Source organism: Planomonospora parontospora (genome assembly GCA_014647935.1).
Classification (GTDB): domain Bacteria; phylum Actinomycetota; class Actinomycetes; order Streptosporangiales; family Streptosporangiaceae; genus Planomonospora; species Planomonospora parontospora.
On record BMQD01000006.1, the window covers coordinates 138916 to 161809 of the forward strand.

Below are 22894 nucleotides of genomic sequence, written 5' to 3' on the forward strand. Positions count from 1 at the left end.
GGTGTCGGGCCGATCATTCCAGAATGCCCGCGCCTTTTTTGCCAAACGCACGCTCATGGTTGGGGCCGATGTGACGGACGGTTCCGTTTCGCCCCGATCCGTCACCTGCTCGGAGGGTTCGCCGAACCAGCGCGAGAGATGGCCGTCCAGATCCTGCTGATCGTCGCCGGCCTAGGCGACGTGTCCGTCGGGGCGCGGGCCGGGGCCCGTCGCCGTTCCGGCGGGCCCCGCGGGGGCCGCCTCCCGCGGGGCCCGGGTCAGAACGGCCGGTCGGCCTCCCGCGGGGCCTGGGTCAGAACGGCCAGTCCGCGTTCCGCCCCGCCTCCAGCAACGGGATCAGCCTGAAGGCGGCGTCGGAGAAGCCGCCGAACTCGTGGCGGTTGCCCGAGCCGGTCGGCATCGCGGCGTGCCGGTAGCCCTGCAGGTTGAAGCCGTACATCGGGACGTGCGCCGGCGCGGCACCGGTGACACCGCCGGCGTGGTGCCCGCTCATGGTCTGCATGTCCGACAGGATGACCACCCGGTCGTGGCCGGAGTAGGTCCGCCGGACCGAGTCGGCGATCTGCGTGCCGTGGCCGACCTCGCCGGTCCGCGCGCAGAACCGCTCCACCTCCTTCAGGACGGACGCGCCCCTGCGGACCCCGTGCCGGAAGACGCCGTCGGCGAAGCCGTACAGGTCCACCCGCTCGCCCCGGGCCGCGAGCGCGACCCCGAACAGGGCCGCGGCCTGGGCCGGGGTGACCGTGGAGCGGGCAGTGATCCCGCCGGACGTCATCGACGCCGAGGTGTCGACCAGGACCAGGGTCCGGCCGCCGAACGACGGCACGTTCCCCGTGGCCGACGTCAGCGCCCGCTCCAGCGCCTGCCCCCAGCGCAGCGACGGCGCGCTGCGGTGGGCGGAGTAGAACCGGAACGGCAGCTGCCGCGACCGGGCCACCTCGCCGGGGTCGGCGAGCCTGGCCGCGACGCGCGCGGCGGCCTCGTCGGAGACTCCGGCCTCGTCGAAGTTCCTGAGGTTCCTGAGCAGAGCCATGTAGCCCATCGAGGGGATCACGGCCTCCCACGCCGCGGCGTCCATCGGCCCCTGCAGCCAGCCGGCGAGCGCCTCCCAGGTCATGCCCGCGGCCGCCAGGCGGCCGGGGTCGGCCAGGACGGCGCGGCGCTCGGCGACCGGCAGGGCCGTCAGCGCCGCGCGGGCGCGCAGCACCGCCAGCGACGGGTGGATCGGCTTGTCGCGGCCGTGCCGGCGGTCGAGCGCGTGCGCGAACAGCTCGCCCTGCCACGGCCTGTCCGCCGCGGGCGCCGGGTGGACGAGGTCGATGACGTCGCCGAAGCGGAAGCCCCGGGAGTCGGCGTCGTACTTGAGCAGGCTCCGCTCGCCGTACAGCCGACCGACCGCGTCGGCGATGCCGCGCTTGACCGGCTTGGGCACGGCGCGGCCGTACCGGGAGGTCCAGTAGGCGAGCGCCTCGCCGGGCTCGTCGGCGCGCTGCAGGACACCGCTCACCAGCTGCCGGTTGAGGCCGTGCAGCCCGGCGTCGAGACGGGCCCGTACGGCCTCCAGTGCGGCCACGACGGGCGCGGTGCGCAGGTTCGCCGTGCCGCGCAGCCAGGGCAGGAAGCGGGACAGCCACTCACCGTCGGCGACGGCGACCCGGTGGACGAGCGCGCGGAAGCGCTCGTCGCGCTCGCCCGCCTTCTCGTAGAAGGTGTCCTCTCCGACCAGGTTCGAGACCGCCAGCAGGAAGAGCTCGCCCCTGGCGTCCCGGACGTAGCCGGGGGCGCCCTCGTGGGTGCGGCCGGACGGCGTCCGCCCGGTCCTCACCATGCTGGAGAGGGCGGAGCGGACGGTGCCGGTGTTGAACTTGGACATCGGAGCGGACTCCTTTCCGCGGGGAGCAGAGGGGGAGGAACACGCGTCCTTTCACGGAGCGCGCCCGAGGTCGGGGCGGCGAAGGCACATAGGCGCTCTTCCGTCTGAGCTACGGGACCGTGCGGTCCCGGCCGGACTCGAACCGGCGACAACCCCATTAACAGTGGAAGTAGCCCTCGCCTGCGCACCGGGCGCGCGCTGGAACGTGTTCCTCCCGAGATCGGGGTGACGGCGGTCCGCCCGACCGGACCGGGCGATGGGCCCCCATGGGGGACCGAGGATTCGAACCTGAAGTAACCGCTGTCGTCGCACCGGGAGGCGCGGGTGGAATTATGAGCCCTTCCCGAGGTCGGAATCGGCGACGGAACAAAGCGTGCTTCCTTTACACCACGCGCCGCGGTCCTCGGTCGGCGCGCCGGGAATCGAACCCGGACTTCTCGATCCCTAATCGAAGTATCCGTTGCCTTCGCACCGGGAAGGGGCTGTCTTCAAATGAGGGCTTCCCCGAGATCTGGGTCGGCGGCGGCCACTGATGTGCTGCCGTTACACCACCCCGGCCGGAGCCGGGACCGGGAGTCGAACCCGGACCTTCGCTTGGAGAGAGCGACGAAGTATCCGCGGCCTTCGCACCGGGGAAGCACTCTTCGGTTCTCTGGTATCGGGATCAGGCCGTCTCGCCCGAAATGGTTTCACCGGGCCCTCCTGCCGGATCCGTTGACGTCTGAAGCATTTCCAACGGTAGCGATTCACCGGTCGGAGCACATCCGATTATTCCCGGCGGCCGGATCGGCCGTGGCGGTGGGCGGCGGTGGGCGGCCGCCGTCGGCTGTGGGCCACCGGGTCGGTGCCCGGAGTCAGGGGGCCACACCGGCCCCGAGGAACTCGGCGAACAGGTTCTCCCAGAGCGGCATCACCGCGTCCGGCGCGTAGTCGCGCACGGTCTCGCGGGCCGCGGCGCCCAGACGGCGGCGCAGTCCCTCGTCGGCGATGAGACGGCTGATGCCCGCGGCGAGCGCGCCGACGTCGCCCGGGGGGACGAGCAGCCCGTCGACTCCGTCGGTCAGGACCTCGCCGGGACCGGTCGGGCAGTCGAAGGCCACGACCGGCAGCCCGTGGCCCATGGCCTCGATCATCACCATGGGCAGCCCCTCGAACCGGGAGCTGAGCGCGTACACCGACGCCTCCGCCAGGTGGTCCGGCAGGTGGTCGCTGCGGCCCATCAGGGCCACGTTGTCCTCGAGGCCGAGCCGGGTGACGAGCTTGCGCAGCTCGGCCTTCTTCGCGCCGCTGCCGTAGATGCGCAGCCGCCAGTCGGGGTGCTCCTCCACGACCCGGGCGAAGGCGCGGATGAGCAGGTCGAAGCCCTTCTGCGCGGTGAGCCGCCCGGCGGCGACCACGAGCCGGTTCTCGTGCGCGGCCGGCCGCCGGCCGCCGAGGTCGGGGACCGCGTTGGGGATGCACACCACCGGCGTGCCGGGCAGCAGGCGCTGGTAGTCCCTGCGGTCGGTGCCGGTGAGCACGGCGAGCGCGTCCAGCCTGCCGTAGTGGCGGGCGATCTCCGCCCGGACGGTGGCGGGGTGGGTGGCCAGGTTCATGTGCTCCTGGGCGATCCGCACAGCGCCGCCGGGCCCGCGGCGGGCGGAGATGAGGTTCAGCGCGGGGCGGGTGGTCACCAGGACGCCGTCCTCGACCGAGGAGACGTAGTCGATGGCGGCCTTCTCCACGCGCTCGGTGAAGTAGTGCGCGGCGAACTCGCCGCGCGGGACGATGCGGCCGCGCAGCCGCCGCCAGACCCGGCGGGCGGTGGAGTCGGGCGGCGCCCCGTCCCGCTGGTCCACCAGGGTGGTGAGCGCGACCCGGGGGTCGAGGGGGAACTGCGGGGTGTCGCGGCGCCGGATCACGCTGGCGATCTCCACGTCGTGGCCGGCCGCGGCCATCGCGTTCGCCTGGTTGAAGACGGTACGGATGGTGCCGCCCATGCCGTACGCGTGCAGGAGCACGTAGTGGATCCTCATGGGTTCGGTCCTCCTCCCTCTTATGGGAGGTACCCCCAAATCCGACATATCGGTCTCAACACCTCGGGGATCGTGTCGGGATCGGGCAGGTCGCGTCCCGGCTGCACGGTCCCCGACCGGATCTTGTCCTTCCAGTCTCCGAGGCCCTTGTCGACCACCTCCGGCGCTCCGTAGGCGAGCATCCCCGGCTCCCAGCCGACGGTCAGGAAGTCGCAGATCCGGCGCGTCTGCGCCTCCGGGTCGGCGGTCAGGTCCTCGTAGCGGACGGTCAGACCGGCCAATGCCCTGCGCGCGCGCTGGACCGCCTTCATGTAGCGCAGGGCGTCGAGGGCGGCCTCCTCCGGGGTGCGCTTCTCCGGGCTCGCCTCGTGCCAGGAGGCCGCGATGGAGGCCGGGTGGCGGAGCAGGAAGACGAACCGGGCGTCGGGCCAGCAGGTGGCGATGCGCTGGAAGGCGAAGGCGTTGGCCGGGGTCTTCTCCACGATGACGGACTTGCCGCTGCGCACCAGCTCCCGGTGGAGCACCCGGTCCCAGAGCAGGTGCTCCAGGTCGGCCTGGTTGTGCCCGAGCGCGGCCATCGCCTTCTTCGACAGGGAGGTGCCGAACCCCACCGTCAGGCGGCGCACGTGCAGCTCGTGGGGGGCGTGCAGCGCGGAGTGGGCGCCCAGCATCGCCCGCAGGAGCGTGGACCCGGACCGGACGGGCGAGAGGATGAAGACGGGCGCGCGCAGCAACCGGTCCGCCTCCGGGTCGGCGGGCGGCCGGACGAGACCCTCGGCCGGGACGGCCGGGGTCACCACCCCGGCGGAGTCGGATGCCCCTGCTCGCCTGAGCTGGAATCCGGTGAACCTGACCAGGGCCTCGTTGACGGTGCGCTGCCAGTTCATGCATGGGGAGGCTACCCACCGTTCCTGGCAATTCACTGTGTACCAGCACCGAATATGCTCACCGGGCATGGCCGTACGGCGAACGGTCGCCTCTCGCTCCGCCCTCCCCGCACGGGGATCGAACCGGCTCGGATCCCTGGACGCCGCCGAGATCGATCCTTGGCAGGATGGCGGGGTGGCCCGTCCGTGAATCCGCGTCGCCACTTAGGTGATCCGTTACCGGTCCGTTCCGGAACTCCTCGTCTTCGATCACATCGGCATGCCCCAAGCGGGCACCAGGTGGGACCCGCCGGTCCTCGAAGGCAGGCCGGCCCTCCGGGACCCGGGGCCGGCACGACCCGGACCGATCCGCAGATCGGCGGACACGCCCGTCCTGCCAGCCAAATCACATCAAGGTGATTACCCTGGTGAGACACGGGGGTACTTAAACCCTCGGCAATGGGGCCGGGGCCGCGCCCCTCCTGCGGGAGGGGCGGGACCTCTTCGCCGTGTCCGGGTCGCCGGGACCACGAGGGGGACTGCTTGCAGCGTTCCAGGATCGGTCGTCGTGCGTCGTGTCCGACCCGTTCCGCGCGTCCGGCCCTCCTTCTAGTGAGAGGTTCTCTGTGCGACGCGTTCTCCGGCTGGCCCTTCCGGTCGTCACCGCCCTCGTGGCCCTTCCCCTGACCGCCTCCCCGGCCGCCGCGGCCGGTTCGGCGGCGGGCCTGCCGAGAGGCGTCCAGAAGGCGAGGGTGGTGCGCATCGTGGACGGCGACACGATCGAGGTCCGGTTCGGCAGGAGCAGCCGGACCGTCCGGGTGCGCCTGCTCGGCCTCGACACCCCGGAGTACGGCCGGTGCTGGTTCGACTCCGCGACGGAGCGCGCCCGCACGCTCCTGCCCCTCGGCAGGACCGCCTACCTGCTGCGGGACCGCGACTACAAGGACCACTACGGGCGCCGCCTGTTCTACGTCTACAACCACCGGGGCCTGTCCGTGGCCCGCAACCTCATCCGCTACGGGTACGCCAAGTCACTGCTGTACCGCAAGAACGACCGCTACATCAGGACGATGCGCCTGGAGGAGGCCCGGGCGCGCAAGAGGCGGCTGCGGATCTGGTCGGGCCGGTGCGACAGCAGCAAGGACCTGGTGGCCCCGCTCCCCGTCGAGGCGCGGACGGCGGGCTACGCGGGACCCGGCTGGTCTCCCGACCCCCGCTTCCGCACCTGCAAGTCGGCGCTCTCCGCAGGCTTCGGGCCGTACGAGCGCAGCGTCCACCCGGAGTACGCGTGGTATCACGACGCCGACCGCGACGGGCTCGTCTGCGAGCGCTGAGCCCGGGGCCGTCAGAGCTCCAGCATGTCCTGGACGTGGGGGGCTCCGGAGGCGAGCACGTCCAGGATCTCCTGGCCGTACTTCGCCAGCTTGTTCTCGCCGACGCCGCTCACCCGGCCGAGCTCGGCCAGGGAGGACGGGGAGTCGGTCGCGATCTGGCGCAGGGTCGCGTCGTGGAAGACCACGTACGCGGGGATGCCTCGTTCCTTGGCGGCGGCGGCGCGCCAGGAGCGGAGCCGTTCGAACACCGGCACGGCCTCCTCGGGCAGGTCCGCCGCCGGGGACGGACGGCGGCCGGAGGCGCGGGCCCCGGCCTCGGCCCGGGCCGCCCGCTCCGGGTCGCGGCGGAGCGGCACCTCCCGCCGCCGGGCCAGCACGTCGGCGCTCGCGTCGGTGAGCGCTAGCGTGCCATGGTCGCTCTCGACGGTCAGGAGCCCTCTGGCCAGCAGCTGGCGCACCACGGCGCGCCACTCGGACTCGTTCAGCTCCGTGCCGACGCCGAAGACCGTCAGGGAGGCGTGGCCGTGCTGGACGACCTTGTCGGTCTCCCGGCCGAGCAGGATGTCGATGACGTGGCCCGCGCCGAAACTCTGCCCCCGCTCGCGCCTCAGGCGCAGCACGGCCGAGAGGAGCTTCTGCGCGGCGATCGTGCCGTCCCAGGTCTCCGGCGGCGTGAGGCAGGTGTCGCAGTTGCCGCAGGCGCCGGACTCCTGGCCGAAGTAGGCGAGCAGATGGACGCGGCGGCACTCGACCGTCTCGCACAGCGCCAGCATGGCGTCGAGGTGGGCGCTCAGGCGGCGGCGGTGGGCGGCGTCGCCCTCGGAGGTGTCGATCATCCTGCGCTGCTGCACGACGTCCTGGAGCCCGTAGACCATCCACGCGGTGGACGGCAGGCCGTCGCGGCCGGCCCGCCCAGTCTCCTGGTAGTAGCCCTCGATGGACTTGGGCAGGTCGAGGTGGGCGACGAACCGCACGTCGGGCTTGTCGATGCCCATGCCGAACGCGATGGTGGCGACCATGACGAGGCCGTCCTCGCGCAGGAAGCGCGCCTGGTGCTCGGCGCGGGTGCGCGCGTCGAGCCCGGCGTGGTATGGCAGCGCCTGGACGCCGTTCTCCGCCAGGAACGCGGCGGTCTTCTCCACCGAGGCCCGGGACAGGCAGTAGACGATGCCGGCGTCCCCGGCGTGCTCGGTGCGGAGCAGCTGCAGCAGCTGCCGCCGGGGCTCCCGCTTCTGCGCGATGCGGTACTGGATGTTGGGGCGGTCGAAGCTCGCCACGAAGTGGCGGGCCTCCCCCAGGTTCAGCCGGGCCGCGATCTCCGCGTGGGTGGCCTCGGTGGCGGTGGCGGTCAGCGCGATGCGCGGCACGTCGGGCCAGCGCTCGTGCAGGGCGGACAGCGCCAGGTAGTCGGGACGGAAGTCGTGCCCCCACTGGGCCACGCAGTGCGCCTCGTCGATGGCGAACAGCGCGATCGAGCCGCGGTCGAGGAGGCCCAGCGTCGCGGAGGTGCGCAGCCGTTCCGGCGCCACGTAGAGCAGGTCCAGCTCACCGGCGAGGAAGGCGGCCTCGACCTCGCGGCGCTCCTCGTGCTCCTGCGTGGAGTTGAGGAAGCCCGCCCGCACGCCGAGGGCCGTCAGCGCGTCGACCTGGTCCTGCATGAGCGCGATCAGCGGTGAGACGACGACGCCGGTGCCCTTCCGCACGAGGGCGGGGACCTGGTAGCACAGCGACTTGCCGCCGCCGGTGGGCATGAGCACCAGCGCGTCTCCGCCGGCGACGACGTGGTCGATGATCTCCCGCTGTCCCTCCCGGAACGAGTCGTAACCGAAGACCCGGCGCAGCACGCGCGACGCGTCGTCTGCCTCGGGGTCGCTCTGCGGGGCGCCGTGCGGGGAAGTCATCACGTCATTCTAGGAGGATCAGGACGCCCCGGCGGAGGGATCGCGAGCCTGTGGACGACGCGGACGGCCGCCCGCGGAGCTGTGGACGGCGCCGGCCGGTGCCCGGCCGGGGACCCGGTCGGCGGCAGCATCGCACCGACCGGCGGCGCCGCGCATGACCGGGACGATCACGGGTAGTCCCCGCTGGCCCCACCGGACGGAAAGGACTTCCCGTGCTCACCCTCATCCTGCTGATCTTCGCTCTCGCCTGCTTCCTGCTGGCCGCGTTCGGCATCGGCGGCGCCCGGATCAACCTCCTCGCGCTGGGCCTGGCCCTGTGGGTGCTGAGCGAGCTGATCCCGAGGATCGGCGACCTCTGACCGCGGGCCCGCCCGGGGACCCGCGGGGGCGGCGCCGCCCCCGCGGGTCCCCGGAACCGGCCGCGGCCGCCGCACCGGACGCGCCGGACGAGTTCCTCCGCGCGCTCCGGGCGGTCAGCCCGCCGGCTCGTCCTCCGGACGGTCAGTCCGCCCGGAGGACGAGCCGGGCGATCCGCTCGACGGTGCCGAAGTCACCGGCCGAGGCCCGGTTCTTCATCACGCCGACGCTGATCCCGGTGGCGGTGTCCGCGAAGGCCGCGGTGCCGCCGCTGCCGGCCGCCCCGAACACGGTGGGCAGGCCGATCCCCTCCGTCAGGCCGACCGAGTAGCCCAGTGCCAGGGTGGCCGGATTGCCCGCCACCTCGTCCACGCCGCTCACCGCGGGGGAGGACAGCTCGCGCAGCCGGCCGGCGGAGACGAGCTCCCCGCCCAGCAGCGCGTCGTACATGCGGGCCACCGCGCGGGCGGTCATCGTGGCACCCGCCGGGATGTCGGAGGTCAGCACGTCGGCGCGGTTGCTGAACGCGGCGTCCGGCATCGCCCCCAGGGGGGCGGCCGTGTAGCCGCCGACCACCTTGAAGAACGGGATCTGCGCCATCATCTCGGCGGGCAGCTCCATCGGCGGTCCGGCGTCCTCGATCCTGGCCAGCCGGCCGAGCTCGGACTCCGGTACGCCGAAGAACAGCTCACCGGCCACGCCGAGCGGACCGGACACCTCCTCGCGGAGCACCTGCGAGACGGGCTTCCCCGTCACCCGCCGGACGACCTCGCCCAGGATGTAGCCGTAGGTCTGCGGGTGGTAGCCGAACCGGGTGCCCGGCTCCCACCACGGCTCGGCGGCGGCGATCACGGCGCACATCCGGTCCCAGTCGCACAGGTCCTCGGGCGTGGTGTCCACCGGCACCCCGGGCACACCGGTCGCGTGCGTCAGCGCGTGCCGTACGGTCGCCTTCTCCTTGCCGCAGGCGGCGAACTCCGGCCACACGTCCGCGATCCTGGTCTCGTAGCCGAGGGCCCCGCGCTCGGCCAGCACGTGGACGACGGTCGCGGTCACGCCCTTGCCTGTCGAGGTCGCGTAGACCGGGGTGCCGGACGTGAAGGGGCGGCCCGTCTCCGGGTCGGCCACCCCCGCCACCGCGTCGGCCAGGAGCTCGCCGCGCCGGTAGACGGCGACCTGCACGCCGCGTTCCGCTCCCGACTCCACCAGCTCCTCGACGACGGCCTGGACGTTCTTCTGAAGATCGGACACGATGCTTCCCTTCTCTCACGACCTGTCCCCCATGAGACGAGGGCGGCCCGGAAAAGGAATCGGTCCCTCGCGGATCTCCGCGGATCGGTCAGAGTGAGGCCGGCAGGCCGAACGAGGGGAACATCTCGTCCCCGAACGTGGTGATCTGGGTGACCAGCCCGTCCTCGAGCCGCAGGACCCCCAGCCAGGAGGGCGAGAAGCAGGTCTCGCCCGCTCGGCGCAGGTAGGCGGCGGCCGCGGGCTGGCGGTTGGCCCGTACGGCGAGCACCCGCCAGTCTCCCCACGCCTCGGGCCCGGTCATCGCCGGGGTCCAGGCGGCCACGAACGTCTCCAGCCCCTGCAGCCAGATCGGCGCCGGCGGCATCGCCTGCCAGACGTCGGCCCGGAGCACCTCGGTGAGGATGGACGGGTCGGCCTGCTCGACGGCGTCGATGTAACGCCGCAGGACGGCTCGGTCCTCCGGGGTGGGACCGGCGGATGCGGCCCATTCCAGCCGTCGCGCGGGCAGGTGCCTCCTGAGGACCGGCCTGGCCCGCTGCAGGGCGCTCTTCACCGCGGCGACGGTCAGCTCCAGCGACTCGGCGGTCTCCTGCGCCGACCAGCCGAGCACGTCGCGCAGGATGAGCACCGCCCGCTGCCGGGGCGGCAGGTGCTGGATCGCGACCAGGAAGGCCAGTTCGATCGTCTCGCGCTCGATCACCAGGTCCGCCGCGTCCAGCAGCTCGTCGGGGTACGGCTGGAGCCAGGAGACCATGCCCGAGGCGGGCGGGTCGAGCCCGGGATCGGCCCCGGCCGGCGCCGGGCGTGGCTCCGGGCGGCGGGGGTGCGCCCTGAGGTGGTCCAGGCAGGCGTTGGTGGCGATCCGGTACAGCCAGGCCCGCAGGCCGTCCCCGTCCCGCAGGGTGTCCCGGCGGCGCCACGCGCGCAGGAACGTCTCCTGGACCAGGTCCTCGGCCTCGTCGAAGGAGCCGAGCATCCGGTAGCAGTGCACGTGCAGCTCGCGCCGGTGCGCCTCGGCGCGCTCCGCGAACCCGTTCCCGATCAACGTCTCGGCCGCCATGGCCGGATCCTAGCGACCCCTCCCCCGGCCGGGCCGCACGCCCCGGACGCCCCGGACCATGGCCTGCGGATCAGGAGCACATCGTGCTCATCACCCCGAGAGCCGGACACCGGCGGACGATCATCAATGTCATGAAACTTTCGAAGCCCGTTTCCTGAAGTCATGCGAGGCAGAGCCGGAGTCGACCGGTTGTTTGATCTGAAACATTTCAGATGGACGTTGACATGTTTCAGAAACCGTCCTCAGAATGAGTGCCCGGGCAGAGATCTCCCCCGCACGGACGGCCCGTGAGGCGGGCGCGGTTCAGCACGGCCCCTCCCCGCGCCCGCCCGACCGTCATGTCCCCCATGTCCCCCATGTCCCCCATGTCCCCGATCAGTGTTCCACTGGAGGAACAACCATGATCGACACCGTCACCCCCCGCGGCACCCGCCTCTCCCGTGTCCGGAAGGCGCTCGTCACGGGCGCCCTCACCGCTCTGGCCGCCGGGCTCGTCGTGGCGCTGCCCTCCTCCGCGGGCACCGCCGCCGCCGCCGACTGCAGCGCCGGATACGTGGGCCTGACCTTCGACGACGGCCCGAACCCGGGCACCACCACCAACCTGCTGAACACGCTGAAGGCCAACGGCCTGCGCGCCACGATGTTCAACACCGGGCAGAACGTGCAGAACAACCCCTCACTGACCAGGGCCCAGCAGGACGCCGGCATGTGGGTCGCCAACCACAGCTGGTCGCACCCCCACCTGACCCAGCTGGGCGGCTCCCAGATCCAGTCGGAGCTCCAGCGGACCCAGCAGGCCATCCAGCAGGCCACGGGAACCACGCCGAAGCTGTTCCGGCCGCCCTACGGCGAGACCAACTCCACGCTCAGGTCCATCGAGCAGCAGCTCGGCCTCACCGAGGTCCTCTGGGACGTCGACTCCCAGGACTGGAACAACGCGAGCACCTCGCAGATCGTGCAGGCGGCCGGCCGGCTGCAGAACGGCCAGGTCATCCTCATGCACGACAACTACGCGAACACGATCGCGGCGATCCCCCAGATCGCCGCGAACCTGCGCAGCCGCAACCTGTGCGCCGGCATGATCTCACCGTCGACCGGCAGGGCCGTCGCCCCGACCGGCGGCCCGACGGCGACCCCGACGGCCACTCCGACCGGCGATCCCGGCGGCTGCACCGCCACGATCTCGCGCGGCCAGCAGTGGGGCGACCGCTTCAACGCCTCCGTCACCGTCTCCGGCAGCGCCTCCTGGATCGCCACCGTGACCGTGCGGAGCCCGCAGAAGATCATCGCCACCTGGAACGGCAGCCCCAGCTGGGACTCCAGCGGCAACGTGATGACGATGCGGCCCAACGGCAGCGGCAACACCTTCGGCTTCACCGTCATGCACAACGGCAACCAGACCCTGCCCTCGGTCTCCTGCCGGGTCGGCTGACCGCGTCCGCGCCCCTGACGGCGTCCGGCTAGCGTCCCGCCTCGTGGGCGGCGACCAGCTGCCTGGGCGCCGTCAGGCACCACGCCTCGGTGACCAGCTCGAACAGCTCGTCCGCGTCGATCCCCGCCAGCCGCACCACCACCCAGCCGAACCGGCCCGCAGTGAACTGGGGCTCGAAGACCTCCGGCCGCTCCGCCACCAGCGCGATCTGCTCCTCGATCGTCGCCTTCAGGCCGACCGTCTCGGTCCGCTCCCACAGGTAGCCGAACCCCTTGCCCCGCACCTTCAGCGCGATCCAGTCACCGCCAGGGGTCTGCTTCACCTCCGGCAGCCGGTCCAGCATCTCCAGGAACTCGTCAACGCTCACACCCATGGCCCAGGCCTACCAGAGCACGCCGACATTTTCCGCGGCGCGGGACCTCCTCCCGGCCCGCACGACCGCCCGGACCGCCCGGACCGGAAGGGCGGAGGGAGTGGAAGTGCAGAGGGAGTGGAAGTGCGGAAGGACGGGAGCCCTGAAGCCCGGCCGACCGGCCGGCCCGACACACCGGCCCGCAAACCGCTCCTGCCGGCGCCCACCGCTTAACCTGCAGGGGAAGGCGTGCGCGACGGCCCCTCCCGCGCCGCTCCACCGGAGACGACCTCAGGAGGCACCGATGCCGGGAACGGGTGCGCGGATCGGCGCCGTCCTGCTCGTGAGCGGTCTGGCACCGGCGCTGATCGCCGCTCCGGCGCACCCGCACGCCGCTCCGGCGCACCCGCATGTCACTCCCGCCGAACCCGTACGGACCCGCCCCGCGGACAAGTACACCGGCTACGCCCAGCTCGCCGCCCACGAGACCGAGGGCAGGGACTACCGGCGCGAGCAGCGCTTCCCCCGCGGGGCGCGGGTGGCCCACATCGCCGTCCACGGAGGCGCCATCGAACCGCCGACGACCCAGTTGGCGAACCACTCCGCCCGCGCCGGCCGGCACGCCTACTACTCGTTCACGGCCGTCAAGGCCTCCGGCAACCGCGACCTGCACATCACCGCCGACAGGTTCGACGAGCCGAAGGCGCGCGCCCTGGTGTCCAGGGTCGACTACACCGTCGCCTGGCACGGCGCGGCCGGCTCCAGGGCGACCACCTACATCGGCGGCCGTGACACGGCGCTGATCAGGAAGATCGCCGCCGAACTGCGCGCCGCGGGCTTCAGCGTCGCCAGGTCGGTGCCCGCGGGCCTGAGGGGCAGGAGCCCGGACAACATCACCAACAGGAACCGGCGGGGCAGAGGAGTGCAGCTGGAGATCAGCCTCGGCCAGCGGAAGCGGTTCTTCACCGGCGGGAGGCTGGACCGCGCCTGGATCGGTGATCCCGCCAACCGCACCAGGGCGTTCCGCGCCTACACCGCCGCGGTCAACCGCGCCCTCCCCGGCTCCTGAACGGACCGGCCCCCGCCCGGATGCCCCGCAGCACCATGGCCAGGCCGCCGCGGAACTCCTCGTCGGCGCCGACGAGCCGCGCGTGGCCCGCGGTCTCGGCCAGATGGGGGAACTCGGCCGGGGACAGCCCGGCCATGGCGGCCGTCCCCTCGCCCGACAGCGGGCCCAGATGCTCCAGCTGGACCGCGCCGATCACGTAACTCAGCAGGCCCCGCAGGGCGATGACCCGTTCCGGCCCGTCGAGGCCGGCCTCGGCGAGGATCGCGAGCACCGCCTCCGACCAGCGCAGCACCCCCGCCGAGCCGTGCCGGTGGATCATCGTCAGCGGCACGGCCTCCGGGTGCGCGCCCACGTGGTCTCGCATCCTGCCCACCAGGACGGCGATCCGCTCCTGCCACGCCCCTTCGGAGGGCGGGGACACGTCCACGCCGCCGAGCACCAGCTCGACCACGAGCCCTTCCAGTTCCCGGCGGTCGTCGACGTAGCGGTAGAGCGCCATCGTGCTCACACCGAGCTCCGTCGAGACGGCGCGCATCGACAGCGCCGCGAGCCCGTCGCGGTCGATGACGGCGAGGGCGGCGGCGGCGATCCGGTCCTGGGTGAGGGAACGAGGGCGGGGCATGGTGCGCGAAAGTGTACGGCATACGCCTACAATCTTAGGCGTATGCCGTACACCTATGAGGGAGCTCCCATGCGCCTCCAGCCCGGCTCCGACGTCCCCGCCCGCGACCTGCCCGCCGTCAACGGACGCACGGCCGCCGTCCCGGATCCGGATCGCCTGGTCCACCTGCAGTTCCGGCGCTTCGCCGGCTGCCCGGTCTGCAACCTGCACCTGCGCTCCTTCGTCGCCCGCCACGCCGGGATCGAGGCGGCCGGCGTCCGCGAGGCGGTGGTCTTCCACTCCCCCGCCGACGAACTGGCCGAGCACGCCGCCGGCCTGCCGTTCGCCGTCATCGCCGACCCGGATAAGAAGCTGTACGCCGAGTTCGGCGTGGAGTCGGCGCCCCGCGCGCTGCTCGACCCCCGGGTGTGGGGGACGATCGTCCTGGCCGTCCTGCGCGGCCTTCGGCAGGTCGCCCGCGGGCGGGAGCGCGCACCGGCCGCCCGCCCGCACGGCGGACGGCTCGGGCTGCCCGCCGACTTCCTGATCGCCTCCGACGGCCGGGTGGTCGCGTGCAAGTACGGCGAGCACGCCTACGACCAGTGGTCGGTCGACGAACTGCTCGCCCTGGCGGCAGGCGATCTCCGTTCCCGATAGGAGCGGCGTCCTCTCCCCGCCGCCGCGGGAGGCGCCCACAGGGTCCGGACACCCGGGGAAGGCCGCCCCGGCGGTGGGAGGTCCTGATCTCGGCCGGCCACCGCCTCCGGCTACCGCACCCGGTCCATCGGCCGTGCGTGCTACCGCATCCGGCGGACCCGAAGATCAATCAGCGGGTTGACTCCCGGGTCCCGGCGGCCGGATACATTCGCAGTCAGTCGTTCCGGCAGCCGCCCGCTCCGGGGCGGCCCGTCGGAGGAGACCGGCGCATGCCCAGGTTCGTGAAGCCCGCCGTTCCCGCCGCGGCCACGGCCGCCGTGGTCGCGGCGGCGAACGCGGCCGTCGGCCGGTAACCGTCCCCGGGCGCGGTCCGGCGCCCGCCCACGGTCAGGTCTTCGTCCGGAGGTGACATCGCGGGGGCGGACCTCCGGGCGAAGACCGCCCGCCGTACACGCGTCCGGCACGGCGGACGGCGGGTCCCGTCACGACCGGGACTCCCTGCCGGCGGGCTCGATCAGGCCGCAGTCGTAGGCCAGGACGACCACCTGCGCGCGGCTGGTCAGGTGGAGCTTGCTCATCAGCCGGTTCAGGTGCGTCTTGACCGTGGCCTCGCTCAGCGACAGCGCCTCGGCGATCTGCCTGTTGGACATGGCCTGCCCGACGAGCTGGAGCACCTCGACCTCACGCGCCGTGAGCGGGGCGAGCTGCTCCGGCCGCGCGCCTGGCTGCGCGCGCGGGCGTACGGCCGGCGTGCCGCTGAAGGCCTCCACCAGCCGCCTGACGGCGTTCGGGGCGAGCAGGACGTCTCCGCCGGCGACCGTCTGGACGGCGGCGATCAGGCGTTCGGGCGGGGTGTCCTTGAGGAGGAAGCCGCTCGCCCCCAGGCGCAGCGCGTTGTAGACGTACTCGTCGATGTCGAAGGTGGTCAGGATCAGCACCTTCGGCGCCTGGGAACCGCCCGCCGCGAGGATGCGCTCGGTCGCGGTGATGCCGCTGATCCCGGGCAGCCGGATGTCCATCAGCACGACGTCGGGCCGGAGCTCCGCCGCGAGGTCAACGGCCTCCTCGCCGGTGGCGGCCTCCCCGACGACCTCCAGGCCCGGAGCGGCGCGGATGAGCGCGGCCAGCCCCGCGCGGATCAGCACCTGGTCGTCGACCACCAGTACGGTGACCATTCGCGCGCCTCGCAGGTAAGTGTGTCGTCCGGACGTCACCCGCCCGGTGCGGGTGCAGGCAACGGGAGTACGGCCACCACCGCGAACCCGCCCTCCGGCCTGGGCCCCGCAGTGATCTTTCCCTGATAGAGCCTGACACGTTCGGTCATGCCGATCAACCCGTGCCCGGCGCCCCCAGAGCCGGGCACGCCGGGAGATCCGGTCCCGTCGTCGGTGACGCCGACGGTCAGTTCGGCCGGGCCGTACTCCAGCAGCACCTCCACCCGCGCCGCCCCGGCGTGCTTGAGCACGTTGGTCAGCGACTCCTGCACGATCCGGTAGGCGCACAGATCCAACCCGGACGGCAGCGGCCGCACCGCCCCCACGACGCGCGCCTCGACCGCGGGTCCGGCCGCGCGCACCCGCTCGAGCAGCGCCGTGAGCCCGCCCAGACCCGGGGTGATCGCGTAGAGGTCCTCGTCCTCGTCGTGCGCCTCCACCCGCAGGATCGACAGCAGCCGCCGCATCTCCCCCAGCGCCTCGTGGCTGGCGCCGGCGATGACCTCCAGCGTCTCGTGCGCGGTCACCGGGTCGTCCAGGGCGACATACCTGCCCATGCCCGCCTGTACCGAGATCACCGACATGTGGTGCGCCACCACGTCGTGCAGCTCCCGCGCGATGCGCACCCGCTCCTGGGTGACGGCCCGCAGCGCGGCGGCGGCCTGCTCCTCGCGGAGCCGCGCGGCCAGCTCGGTCAGCCGGCCGGTGCGCTCGTCCAGCAGCCGCACGCCGGCGCCGATGCACACCGTGACACCGGCCACCAGGACGGACTGCCCGACGGCCGACCACCACTGGATTCCGGGATGCAGATCGACGGCATGGATCCATTCCGCGACGACCAGTACGGTGCCCGCGGCGGTGGCGGCGGCGGGGCGGTGCGCGGCCACGGTGTAGAGGGCCAGCAGCGGCGCCATGCTGTTGAGCCCGTAGTGGTAGCCGAGCGCGTGGTAGACCACGGCCCCCGCCACGGACACCACCAGCACGGTGAAGGGCATCCGCCTGCGCAGCGCCAGAGGTAGGTTCACCACGACCGTCAGCGTGACCGACAGCCCGTCCACCGGTCTCGTGGCGCGCCCGGGCTCGTAGACCGCCCACAGCACGCTCCCGGTGGACATCACCAGCGCCAGCGCACCGTCGAGCACGAGCGGATCGACGGCGGACAGCCGTCCGAGCGCCCCAGCGCCACGACCACGCACCAGCGCATGCTACGGGTCCCGGCCCTGATCCACATTCATCCTTCGATTGACATCGATCGCCGTACGGAGACCGGCCGGGAAACCGGAGCGCCCCCGCGCGGGAGACCGGTTCAGTGAGGCGGGCCGAGGAACTCCGCGACGAGGGCGTTGACCCGGTCGGGGGACTGGCGGTTGGACCAGTGCCCGTTGCCCTCGAGGATTTCGAGCCGGGCGTCCGGGATCAGGGCGGCGGCGGCCCTGGTGTGCCGGAGCTTGACACCGATGTCCTTATCGCCCTGGATGAGGAGGGTCGGGCAGGTGATCAGATGGAGACGGGGTCGCAGGTCGATCCGCATGTGGAACGGCCCGATGGAGGCGTTCTGCCAGTCGGACGAGCCGGCTCCCGCCGCCCGGACCTCTGCGTGGATCTCGTCGACGATGTCTTCGAAGTCGTGGACGGGACCGGCGAAGAGCGCCCGCTCGGCGAAGCGGGCGATCCCCGCGCGGCTCCTGAGCATCAGGCTCGGCAAGGTCCTGTTGAGCAGCGGCAATCCGGCGGTGAGCCAGAGGATCTGGTGCACGACGGGCGGGAAGGAGATGATCCCGGCGGGTGCGAGCACCACCAGACGCTCGACACGAGCGGGGTGGTCGATGGCGTAGGCCAGCGCCAGGGCCCCGCCCTGGGAGAGACCGACCAGGGCTGCCGAGTCGATCGCGAAGTGGTCGAGCACCTCGGTGACGCAGCGGAGCATTCGATCATGCGTCACCCGCCCGGTCCAGGGGAGGCTTCTGCCCTGCTTCGGCCAGTCGAGCGCGAAGACGCGGTGGTGCGCGGCCAGCGCCGGGATGAGGTGGCGCCAGCTGAGCAGGGCGTTGTCGACGCCGGCGCCGCTCAGGAGCAGAACGGCGGATCCGTGCCCGCCCGCGGTGTAGACGTGCAGCCTGCCCTCGGCGCAGGTGAGGTAGGTGCTGCGCAGATCAGCCGGCACGGTCGTCCTCTCCCGCCGGCGCGCTCGCGCGCGTCTCCCACCGCTGCCACAGCGCCGGCAGCTCCGCCTCGAGGAAACGATAGAGCTCGTTGACGTTATGCAGCCGTTCGCGCCGCTGGGGCGTGCTGTCCGCGAGGGCTCGCAGCCCTGTCTCGGTGAGCTCGCGGAACGCGGCCGTCTTGGCGTAGCGGTTGGCCAGCATCCGGCTCCACCCGTCGACCGCGATGCGGAAGTACTCCTGCCGCTCGCCCCGGCGGCGCACTCCCTCCACCAGACCGCTGGGAGTGAGCAGCCGGGTCGCGCTGCTGATGGAGCTCCGGCTGACCCGCAGCACGTCCGCGAGCTGCGCGGCGCTCTGCTCCGGCGGATCGCTGATGAGCAGCCAGCCGATGACACGGCCGGCGATCAGGGGCATGCCCTCGCGGGCGAAGAAGGCTGCGACTTCGTCCACGAAGTCCAGTTCGGCGTCCGACGGATCGATCACGGTACGAATTTACAGTTATTGCAGTGATGACTGCGATAACTGCACGGTTATTCTCCAGCCGATGCGCGATGGCCGGTCGCCCTCGCCGGAGTCGGCCCGGCCGGTGCGGCCGTGGCCGCGAAGGAGGTCCGGCACGGTGCCCGGTCGATCGATGGGACCGGCTTCCGCTACGATCCCTGGCCGTCCACCGGTGTCCAGCCGTGTCCCCGGTCGTTGCCACCCAGTTGGCCATCCAGAGGACATCCCCAAGACCGCATCAGGAGAACGACGCTCCTTCGGGAGGGGCGGCTCTGGCTTTGCGCTGTACGTGCAGCAGCCATTCGAAAGGGATACCTTCTGCACGATGAGTGCCCAGTACGCATGGCCTGAACGCTTCCCTGCAAGGCATTCGGTGACCGAGGGTTCCGATCACCCGGCGGTCAGTCCACTCGGCGATCTGCATCCTCCCGCCACCGGAGCAGAGGTCCGCGATCTTGAAGAGCGGCTGGGCGTGGAGCTGCCGCCGAGTTACCGGCAGTTCCTCCTGTCCGCCAATGGATGGGGCAATGACGATGACTGCTGCCTGCTACGCGTCGAAGCAGCCGGCTGGCTCCGCGATGCCGATCCCTCGATCGCCGAGAGCTGGTCGGCACCCAAGCCCGAGGACTCCTGGAGCGTGCCCGACGAGCTCTACTTCGTCTACGGACAGGAGCAGGACTCCATCCATTACAGAGGGGAGTATGTGCCCGGCACCCTTCTGATCGGCTACTGGGATGACGGAGTGGCTCTCCTCAATCCCCACGTCAGGACCTCTGAAGGTGAGTGGGAAGCCTGGCATCTCGCGCCGTGGAAACCGGGCGCCAACCGTTACAGGTCCTTCTGGGACCTCGCAATGGACGAGCTGCGAATGCGCTACGCACGCTGATGTCCCATCCGTCGTCGAGCTTCGCCCGCTCGGGCGCGAGCCCGAAGAACCTCATGGAGCGGATGGGCACGACTCGGTGCGGGCCGTGCTGATCTATCAGCACCGTACGGCGGAAGCCGGCCGGAAGATCGCCGACGCGATGAACGGCAAGATCGAAGAAGCCCTTCCGGACGATCAACAGAACGAGTTCACGCCGACCCTCTGAAAATCGGACGTGCGCCGGGGCGCGGAAGCCGCCAGTCACGGCCACGACCGGCATCACTCTGCCGACAAGGCTTATCAGGGGGCGGTAGCCGAGACGGCGATCACCCTCTGCCGGATAAGAACAAACCCGGCTCACAGGAGCGGGCCAACCGATCCCGCACCAAGCTCCGCAGACTCGGTGAGCCGGCGCATCCTCCGAAACCACGGCGCAGGGACAAGCAAAGCCGGACACCTGATCAAGGCCATCGCCGTATTTCAAAACCACCGATCCACTTGAAGATGAAAAAGTCAGTGCAGCTTGCCCTGGAACGCGTGCTCCATCAAATTCCAGAACGACCGGAGACGAATGCCCCTGGATTCGTACAGCGTATCGATATACCACGCCTCCCACTCGCCACCGTCGGTGATGACGTGCGGATTGAGCAGATAGATGTGACCCTCAATATCCTCAGAGATATGCAGGGTGTGAGGAATATGGTCAACGGGTTCGAAGTCGTCCGGGTCTTGCGGCGCGTCGTAGTCGAAGGAATATCCGGCGGGCAACTCCGGTGCCGAGGCGTCCAGGGGAACGCCCCACCCGTGTGCGAGATGCGGGGCGACATCACGAGTCCAGCCGACATCGGCTATCGGCAGCAGGTGAAGGCTGGTGAAGGAGTCCTGGTCCCAGCCGTTGCTCACCAGAAGAAACTCTCGATAACTGGGGGGCAGAGGCCGGCCCAGACGCTGCTCCTGCCGACGAATCTCGGCTTCGTCGGCAGGAGCCATTCCCAGCCAATCTGATTCATCCGGGGACATGTACGGCCCCGCATAGGCGGCACGGAGACGATCGGCCCATGGATAACGGGAAGCGCCGAGGGGATTCATGGGTGCATCCTAAACTTGCGGGACAAGAATGCGTCGCCCGACAGCTCGGCGAACCGGGAGAGGGCCGGCAGGGGCCCTCTCCCGCGCAACTGGCGACCAAGAGGTGATCGACACCCAGAACTGATTGTCCCCGCCGACCCGATAATGTGCGTAGAATGATCGCAGCACACGGCCGCGGTCTACGTTCTGCTTGTGATTCAGTGCACGCAACGAGAAGTCCCCTGGCGTTCACGACCCCTTGCACCGTGCCGATAAAAGGATATTCGTCGCACGAATCCCTCCACCCGACCAGGTCTTATATTTTTCCAGCATGCAGTACTTGCAATAGTTCGTACCGCATGATTAAGGAGCGACAATGACCGAGTATCTCGGAGAGTTCCGCTGGCTCTCCGACTGCGAAGACCTCGATGAGATCTACTGTGTGTCATTCGTCCGGGATCTCACCCCGGAGGAGGTCCTCCGCCGGTTCAGCGGGGACGGGAACACCACGGAGGGGTGCGGCACAGCCGATTACATCGGCACCGCGAAGATGGGCGACTGGACCCTGGTCGTCGAACCAGGAGGATGGGAGCTCGCTGTCACCCCCGAGATATACACCCGGGTCGGGAGGGGAACCGAGATCGTTTCAGTCTCCCGCCACGACTGCGCCTCGGACACCTTCGTCTACATCGTCGACGGCGAACCCGTCGTCCAGTTTGAACCGATGTTCCCGGAAGATCGATCAGGCATCGATCCAGACCGCCTCGTCGAGGAGATGCGCGAGGTCGGCCTGGATCCCGATCACGACATCGACGGACCGGACATCGGTTCCCCGATCGAGAGGTCATTCGCCCTGGCGAGCAAAATCACCGGTCTCCGCTTCTCTCCGGAGATGCTGGAGCTGTGCTCCTACCGCACCGAACCTCGTGAGGATTGATCGGCATCCGTGGGAAGACCAGTTCGCCGAGGATCTCAGGCGCTCATGGGATGGCGGGCCGGCAATTCACGTATCTAAGGGACATCGGCACACGGCTTGAGCCGGGCCAGAATCACGCGAGCGCACTGGGTCGTGCGGCCGCTGGTCAGACCGGCGGACAGGTGCAGCATCCGGGAGGCCGTGTGCACCGCCTCCTCCGGCTCGTTGGCGTCAGCCAGAGCCAAGGCCAGCCAGGAAAGGCGCAGTGCCGGTTCTCGGACATGCGTGGCGTCGTAGCGCACCAGAACCTCGCTGGGCAGCGGTATGGCACACAGCGGACGGCGCAGCTCGGTGTGGAGATGAGGCCTTTGATCTGGAGCCGATGTGCCGGGGAATCGACGAGGTCGCAACCATCTCCGGCTTCACGGGCGACACTGACGGCCCGGTCACGCCCTCGGTATTGGACTAACGTTGTAACCATGAAGCGCGCACAGCAGTATCAGGCCGCCTCTATCGCAGTGCTCGCGGGTTGGCTGACCGATCATCCTGACGAGGAGACACGCTGGCGCTTGATCGCCGAGTTTCTGGAGGAGTACCGCCACGAGCCGTCTTCTGCTCGGATGAGCTTGTTGGCCATGGAACCTCCAAGCACCGGTGACACTCGATGGGACGTCTTTCTCGCCGCGCTCGCCGAACACCTCGCGGCCAGGGACGGCGCGGGAGCCCCCTCGTGGACCGAGACCCGGCGGCTCCGGCGCTTCTGGTTTCCCTTCAACACCCCGGCCGCCCGCGTGGACGCCTTCGTTCACGCTCCCGCGTCCTTCCGCCGCCGTGGTGTTTTCATCCACCCTCAGGAGCTGGAGGTCGCGTGAGCGACGCACCTCTTCTCGACCGGACTGCGATCGAAGACGCTTTCCGACGGCTTGGTGATCGTCTCGCCCAGCGCGGAGTCGTAGCCGATCTTTATGTGTTCGGTGGAGCGGCCATGGCGCTCGCCTACGACGCCCGACGCTCCACCCGGGACATCGACGCCGTCTTCGCCCCATGGAGTCGTCCTGGACGAGGCACGAGCAGTCGCGTCCGAACTCGGGCTACCGTCGTGGTGGCTCAACGAGCAGGCCAGCGCCTATGTCGCCCCCGGCACGGACGGTTCGGCCCGCCGGGTCTTCGACCATCCGGACTGCGTGTGTCCGTGGCTTCAGCAGAGCACCTGCTCGCGATGAAAGTCCTGGCTGCTCGGCGACGTGACACCGGCGACATCCGCACCCTCGTCGAGAGACTCGCGCTCGGCTCCGTAGCCGAGGTCCTTGCCCTCTGCACGGAGATCTTTCCCGACGAACCCGTTCCCGACCGTGCTCGCCTCATGCTGGAAGACCTGTTCGACGAGAGCTGACGGC

General features: G+C 70.9%; 24 protein-coding genes. 9 read left to right on the top strand and 15 right to left on the bottom strand.

Translation table 11 applies throughout. From position 1 onward, the window contains the following. Positions 1-292: 292 nt before the first annotated feature. The 3 genes from IEZ07_RS11645 to IEZ07_RS11655 form a co-directional block, all read right to left on the bottom strand. Positions 293-1873, bottom strand: coding sequence for a TROVE domain-containing protein (locus tag IEZ07_RS11645; RefSeq protein ID WP_191894768.1), 1581 nt, complete (start codon positions 1871-1873; stop codon positions 293-295). Positions 1874-2727: 854 nt separating this feature from the next. Next, the gene (locus IEZ07_RS11650; protein WP_191894769.1) at positions 2728-3888 is read right to left on the bottom strand and encodes a glycosyltransferase family 4 protein; all 1161 of its coding nucleotides are present in this window, start codon (positions 3886-3888) and stop codon (positions 2728-2730) included. A gap of 20 nt (positions 3889-3908) precedes the next feature. Next, entirely contained in the window at positions 3909-4775 is an 867-nt protein-coding gene (locus tag IEZ07_RS11655) for a sulfotransferase family protein (protein ID WP_191894770.1), read from the bottom strand. 605 nt (positions 4776-5380) lie between these two features. On the opposite strand from IEZ07_RS11655, the gene IEZ07_RS11660 reads away from it, so the two are divergent. Continuing rightward, complete coding sequence (locus IEZ07_RS11660; protein WP_191894771.1) at positions 5381-6088, top strand: thermonuclease family protein; 708 nt, start codon at positions 5381-5383, stop codon at positions 6086-6088. 11 nt (positions 6089-6099) lie between these two features. Here IEZ07_RS11660 and recQ read toward each other — a convergent pair whose 3' ends face one another. Further along, complete coding sequence (gene recQ / locus IEZ07_RS11665; RefSeq protein WP_068898578.1) at positions 6100-7989, bottom strand: DNA helicase RecQ; 1890 nt, start codon at positions 7987-7989, stop codon at positions 6100-6102. A 212-nt stretch (positions 7990-8201) separates the two neighbouring features. On the opposite strand from recQ, the gene IEZ07_RS11670 reads away from it, so the two are divergent. Further along, positions 8202-8348 carry a hypothetical protein gene (locus IEZ07_RS11670; RefSeq protein WP_189236517.1) on the top strand — a complete coding sequence of 49 codons (147 nt, stop codon included), beginning with the start codon at positions 8202-8204 and terminating at the stop codon, positions 8346-8348. A 142-nt stretch (positions 8349-8490) separates the two neighbouring features. On the opposite strand, the gene IEZ07_RS11675 is transcribed toward IEZ07_RS11670, so the two are convergent. Continuing rightward, a complete protein-coding gene (locus IEZ07_RS11675; RefSeq protein ID WP_191894772.1) occupies positions 8491-9597 on the bottom strand; it encodes a serine hydrolase domain-containing protein in 1107 nt (368 codons plus the stop codon). Between the two features lie 88 nt (positions 9598-9685). Further along, positions 9686-10657, bottom strand: coding sequence for an RNA polymerase subunit sigma-70 (locus tag IEZ07_RS11680; RefSeq protein WP_191894773.1), 972 nt, complete (start codon positions 10655-10657; stop codon positions 9686-9688). A 400-nt stretch (positions 10658-11057) separates the two neighbouring features. Here IEZ07_RS11680 and IEZ07_RS11685 point away from each other — a divergent pair, with 400 nt between their 5' ends. Then, entirely contained in the window at positions 11058-12089 is a 1032-nt protein-coding gene (locus tag IEZ07_RS11685) for a polysaccharide deacetylase family protein (protein ID WP_191894774.1), read from the top strand. 28 nt (positions 12090-12117) lie between these two features. On the opposite strand, the gene IEZ07_RS11690 is transcribed toward IEZ07_RS11685, so the two are convergent. Continuing rightward, the gene (locus IEZ07_RS11690; RefSeq protein ID WP_373868852.1) at positions 12118-12432 is read right to left on the bottom strand and encodes an MmcQ/YjbR family DNA-binding protein; all 315 of its coding nucleotides are present in this window, start codon (positions 12430-12432) and stop codon (positions 12118-12120) included. Positions 12433-12745: 313 nt separating this feature from the next. On the opposite strand from IEZ07_RS11690, the gene IEZ07_RS11695 reads away from it, so the two are divergent. Next, positions 12746-13510: a poly-gamma-glutamate hydrolase family protein gene (locus IEZ07_RS11695; RefSeq protein WP_191894776.1), complete on the top strand. Its 765-nt coding sequence runs from the start codon at positions 12746-12748 to the stop codon at positions 13508-13510. On the opposite strand, the gene IEZ07_RS11700 is transcribed toward IEZ07_RS11695, so the two are convergent. Beyond that, positions 13485-14132: a TetR/AcrR family transcriptional regulator gene (locus tag IEZ07_RS11700; RefSeq protein WP_068898591.1), complete on the bottom strand. Its 648-nt coding sequence runs from the start codon at positions 14130-14132 to the stop codon at positions 13485-13487. The two genes, IEZ07_RS11695 and IEZ07_RS11700, sit on opposite strands and share 26 nt — an antisense overlap. A 69-nt stretch (positions 14133-14201) precedes the next feature. Between IEZ07_RS11700 and IEZ07_RS11705 the strand changes: the two genes are divergently transcribed. Then, complete coding sequence (locus tag IEZ07_RS11705; protein ID WP_191894777.1) at positions 14202-14768, top strand: peroxiredoxin-like family protein; 567 nt, start codon at positions 14202-14204, stop codon at positions 14766-14768. A 214-nt stretch (positions 14769-14982) separates the two neighbouring features. On the opposite strand, the gene IEZ07_RS11710 is transcribed toward IEZ07_RS11705, so the two are convergent. The 5 genes from IEZ07_RS11710 to IEZ07_RS11730 form a co-directional block, all read right to left on the bottom strand. Further along, positions 14983-15180 carry a hypothetical protein gene (locus tag IEZ07_RS11710; protein WP_191894778.1) on the bottom strand — a complete coding sequence of 66 codons (198 nt, stop codon included), beginning with the start codon at positions 15178-15180 and terminating at the stop codon, positions 14983-14985. A gap of 70 nt (positions 15181-15250) precedes the next feature. Next, the gene (locus IEZ07_RS11715) at positions 15251-15943 is read right to left on the bottom strand and encodes a response regulator (protein ID WP_191894779.1); all 693 of its coding nucleotides are present in this window, start codon (positions 15941-15943) and stop codon (positions 15251-15253) included. Positions 15944-15978: 35 nt separating this feature from the next. Next, positions 15979-17178 (bottom strand): sensor histidine kinase, encoded by a 1200-nt coding sequence (locus tag IEZ07_RS11720; RefSeq protein ID WP_191894780.1) that lies wholly within the window; start codon positions 17176-17178, stop codon positions 15979-15981. Between the two features lie 110 nt (positions 17179-17288). Then, positions 17289-18146, bottom strand: coding sequence for an alpha/beta fold hydrolase (locus tag IEZ07_RS11725; RefSeq protein ID WP_239319817.1), 858 nt, complete (start codon positions 18144-18146; stop codon positions 17289-17291). After that, the gene (locus tag IEZ07_RS11730) at positions 18136-18630 is read right to left on the bottom strand and encodes a GbsR/MarR family transcriptional regulator (RefSeq protein WP_191894781.1); all 495 of its coding nucleotides are present in this window, start codon (positions 18628-18630) and stop codon (positions 18136-18138) included. Before IEZ07_RS11730 ends, IEZ07_RS11725 begins: the two co-directional genes overlap by 11 nt. Positions 18631-18973: 343 nt before the next feature. Between IEZ07_RS11730 and IEZ07_RS11735 the strand changes: the two genes are divergently transcribed. Further along, complete coding sequence (locus IEZ07_RS11735) at positions 18974-19534, top strand: SMI1/KNR4 family protein (RefSeq protein ID WP_191894782.1); 561 nt, start codon at positions 18974-18976, stop codon at positions 19532-19534. 492 nt (positions 19535-20026) lie between these two features. Here IEZ07_RS11735 and IEZ07_RS11740 read toward each other — a convergent pair whose 3' ends face one another. Further along, on the bottom strand, positions 20027-20602 hold the full coding sequence (locus tag IEZ07_RS11740) for an SMI1/KNR4 family protein (RefSeq protein WP_191894783.1): 576 nt from the start codon (positions 20600-20602) through the stop codon (positions 20027-20029). Between the two features lie 355 nt (positions 20603-20957). Here IEZ07_RS11740 and IEZ07_RS11745 point away from each other — a divergent pair, with 355 nt between their 5' ends. Next, complete coding sequence (locus IEZ07_RS11745) at positions 20958-21518, top strand: DUF6461 domain-containing protein (protein WP_191894784.1); 561 nt, start codon at positions 20958-20960, stop codon at positions 21516-21518. A 74-nt stretch (positions 21519-21592) separates the two neighbouring features. Here the strand turns inward: IEZ07_RS11745 and IEZ07_RS11750 are convergent, their stop codons facing one another. After that, the gene (locus IEZ07_RS11750; RefSeq protein ID WP_191894785.1) at positions 21593-21799 is read right to left on the bottom strand and encodes a hypothetical protein; all 207 of its coding nucleotides are present in this window, start codon (positions 21797-21799) and stop codon (positions 21593-21595) included. A 177-nt stretch (positions 21800-21976) separates the two neighbouring features. On the opposite strand from IEZ07_RS11750, the gene IEZ07_RS11755 reads away from it, so the two are divergent. Continuing rightward, positions 21977-22369 (top strand): hypothetical protein, encoded by a 393-nt coding sequence (locus IEZ07_RS11755; RefSeq protein WP_191894786.1) that lies wholly within the window; start codon positions 21977-21979, stop codon positions 22367-22369. A gap of 320 nt (positions 22370-22689) precedes the next feature. Continuing rightward, complete coding sequence (locus IEZ07_RS36195; protein ID WP_191894787.1) at positions 22690-22890, top strand: hypothetical protein; 201 nt, start codon at positions 22690-22692, stop codon at positions 22888-22890. The last annotated feature ends 4 nt before the right edge of the window (positions 22891-22894 follow it).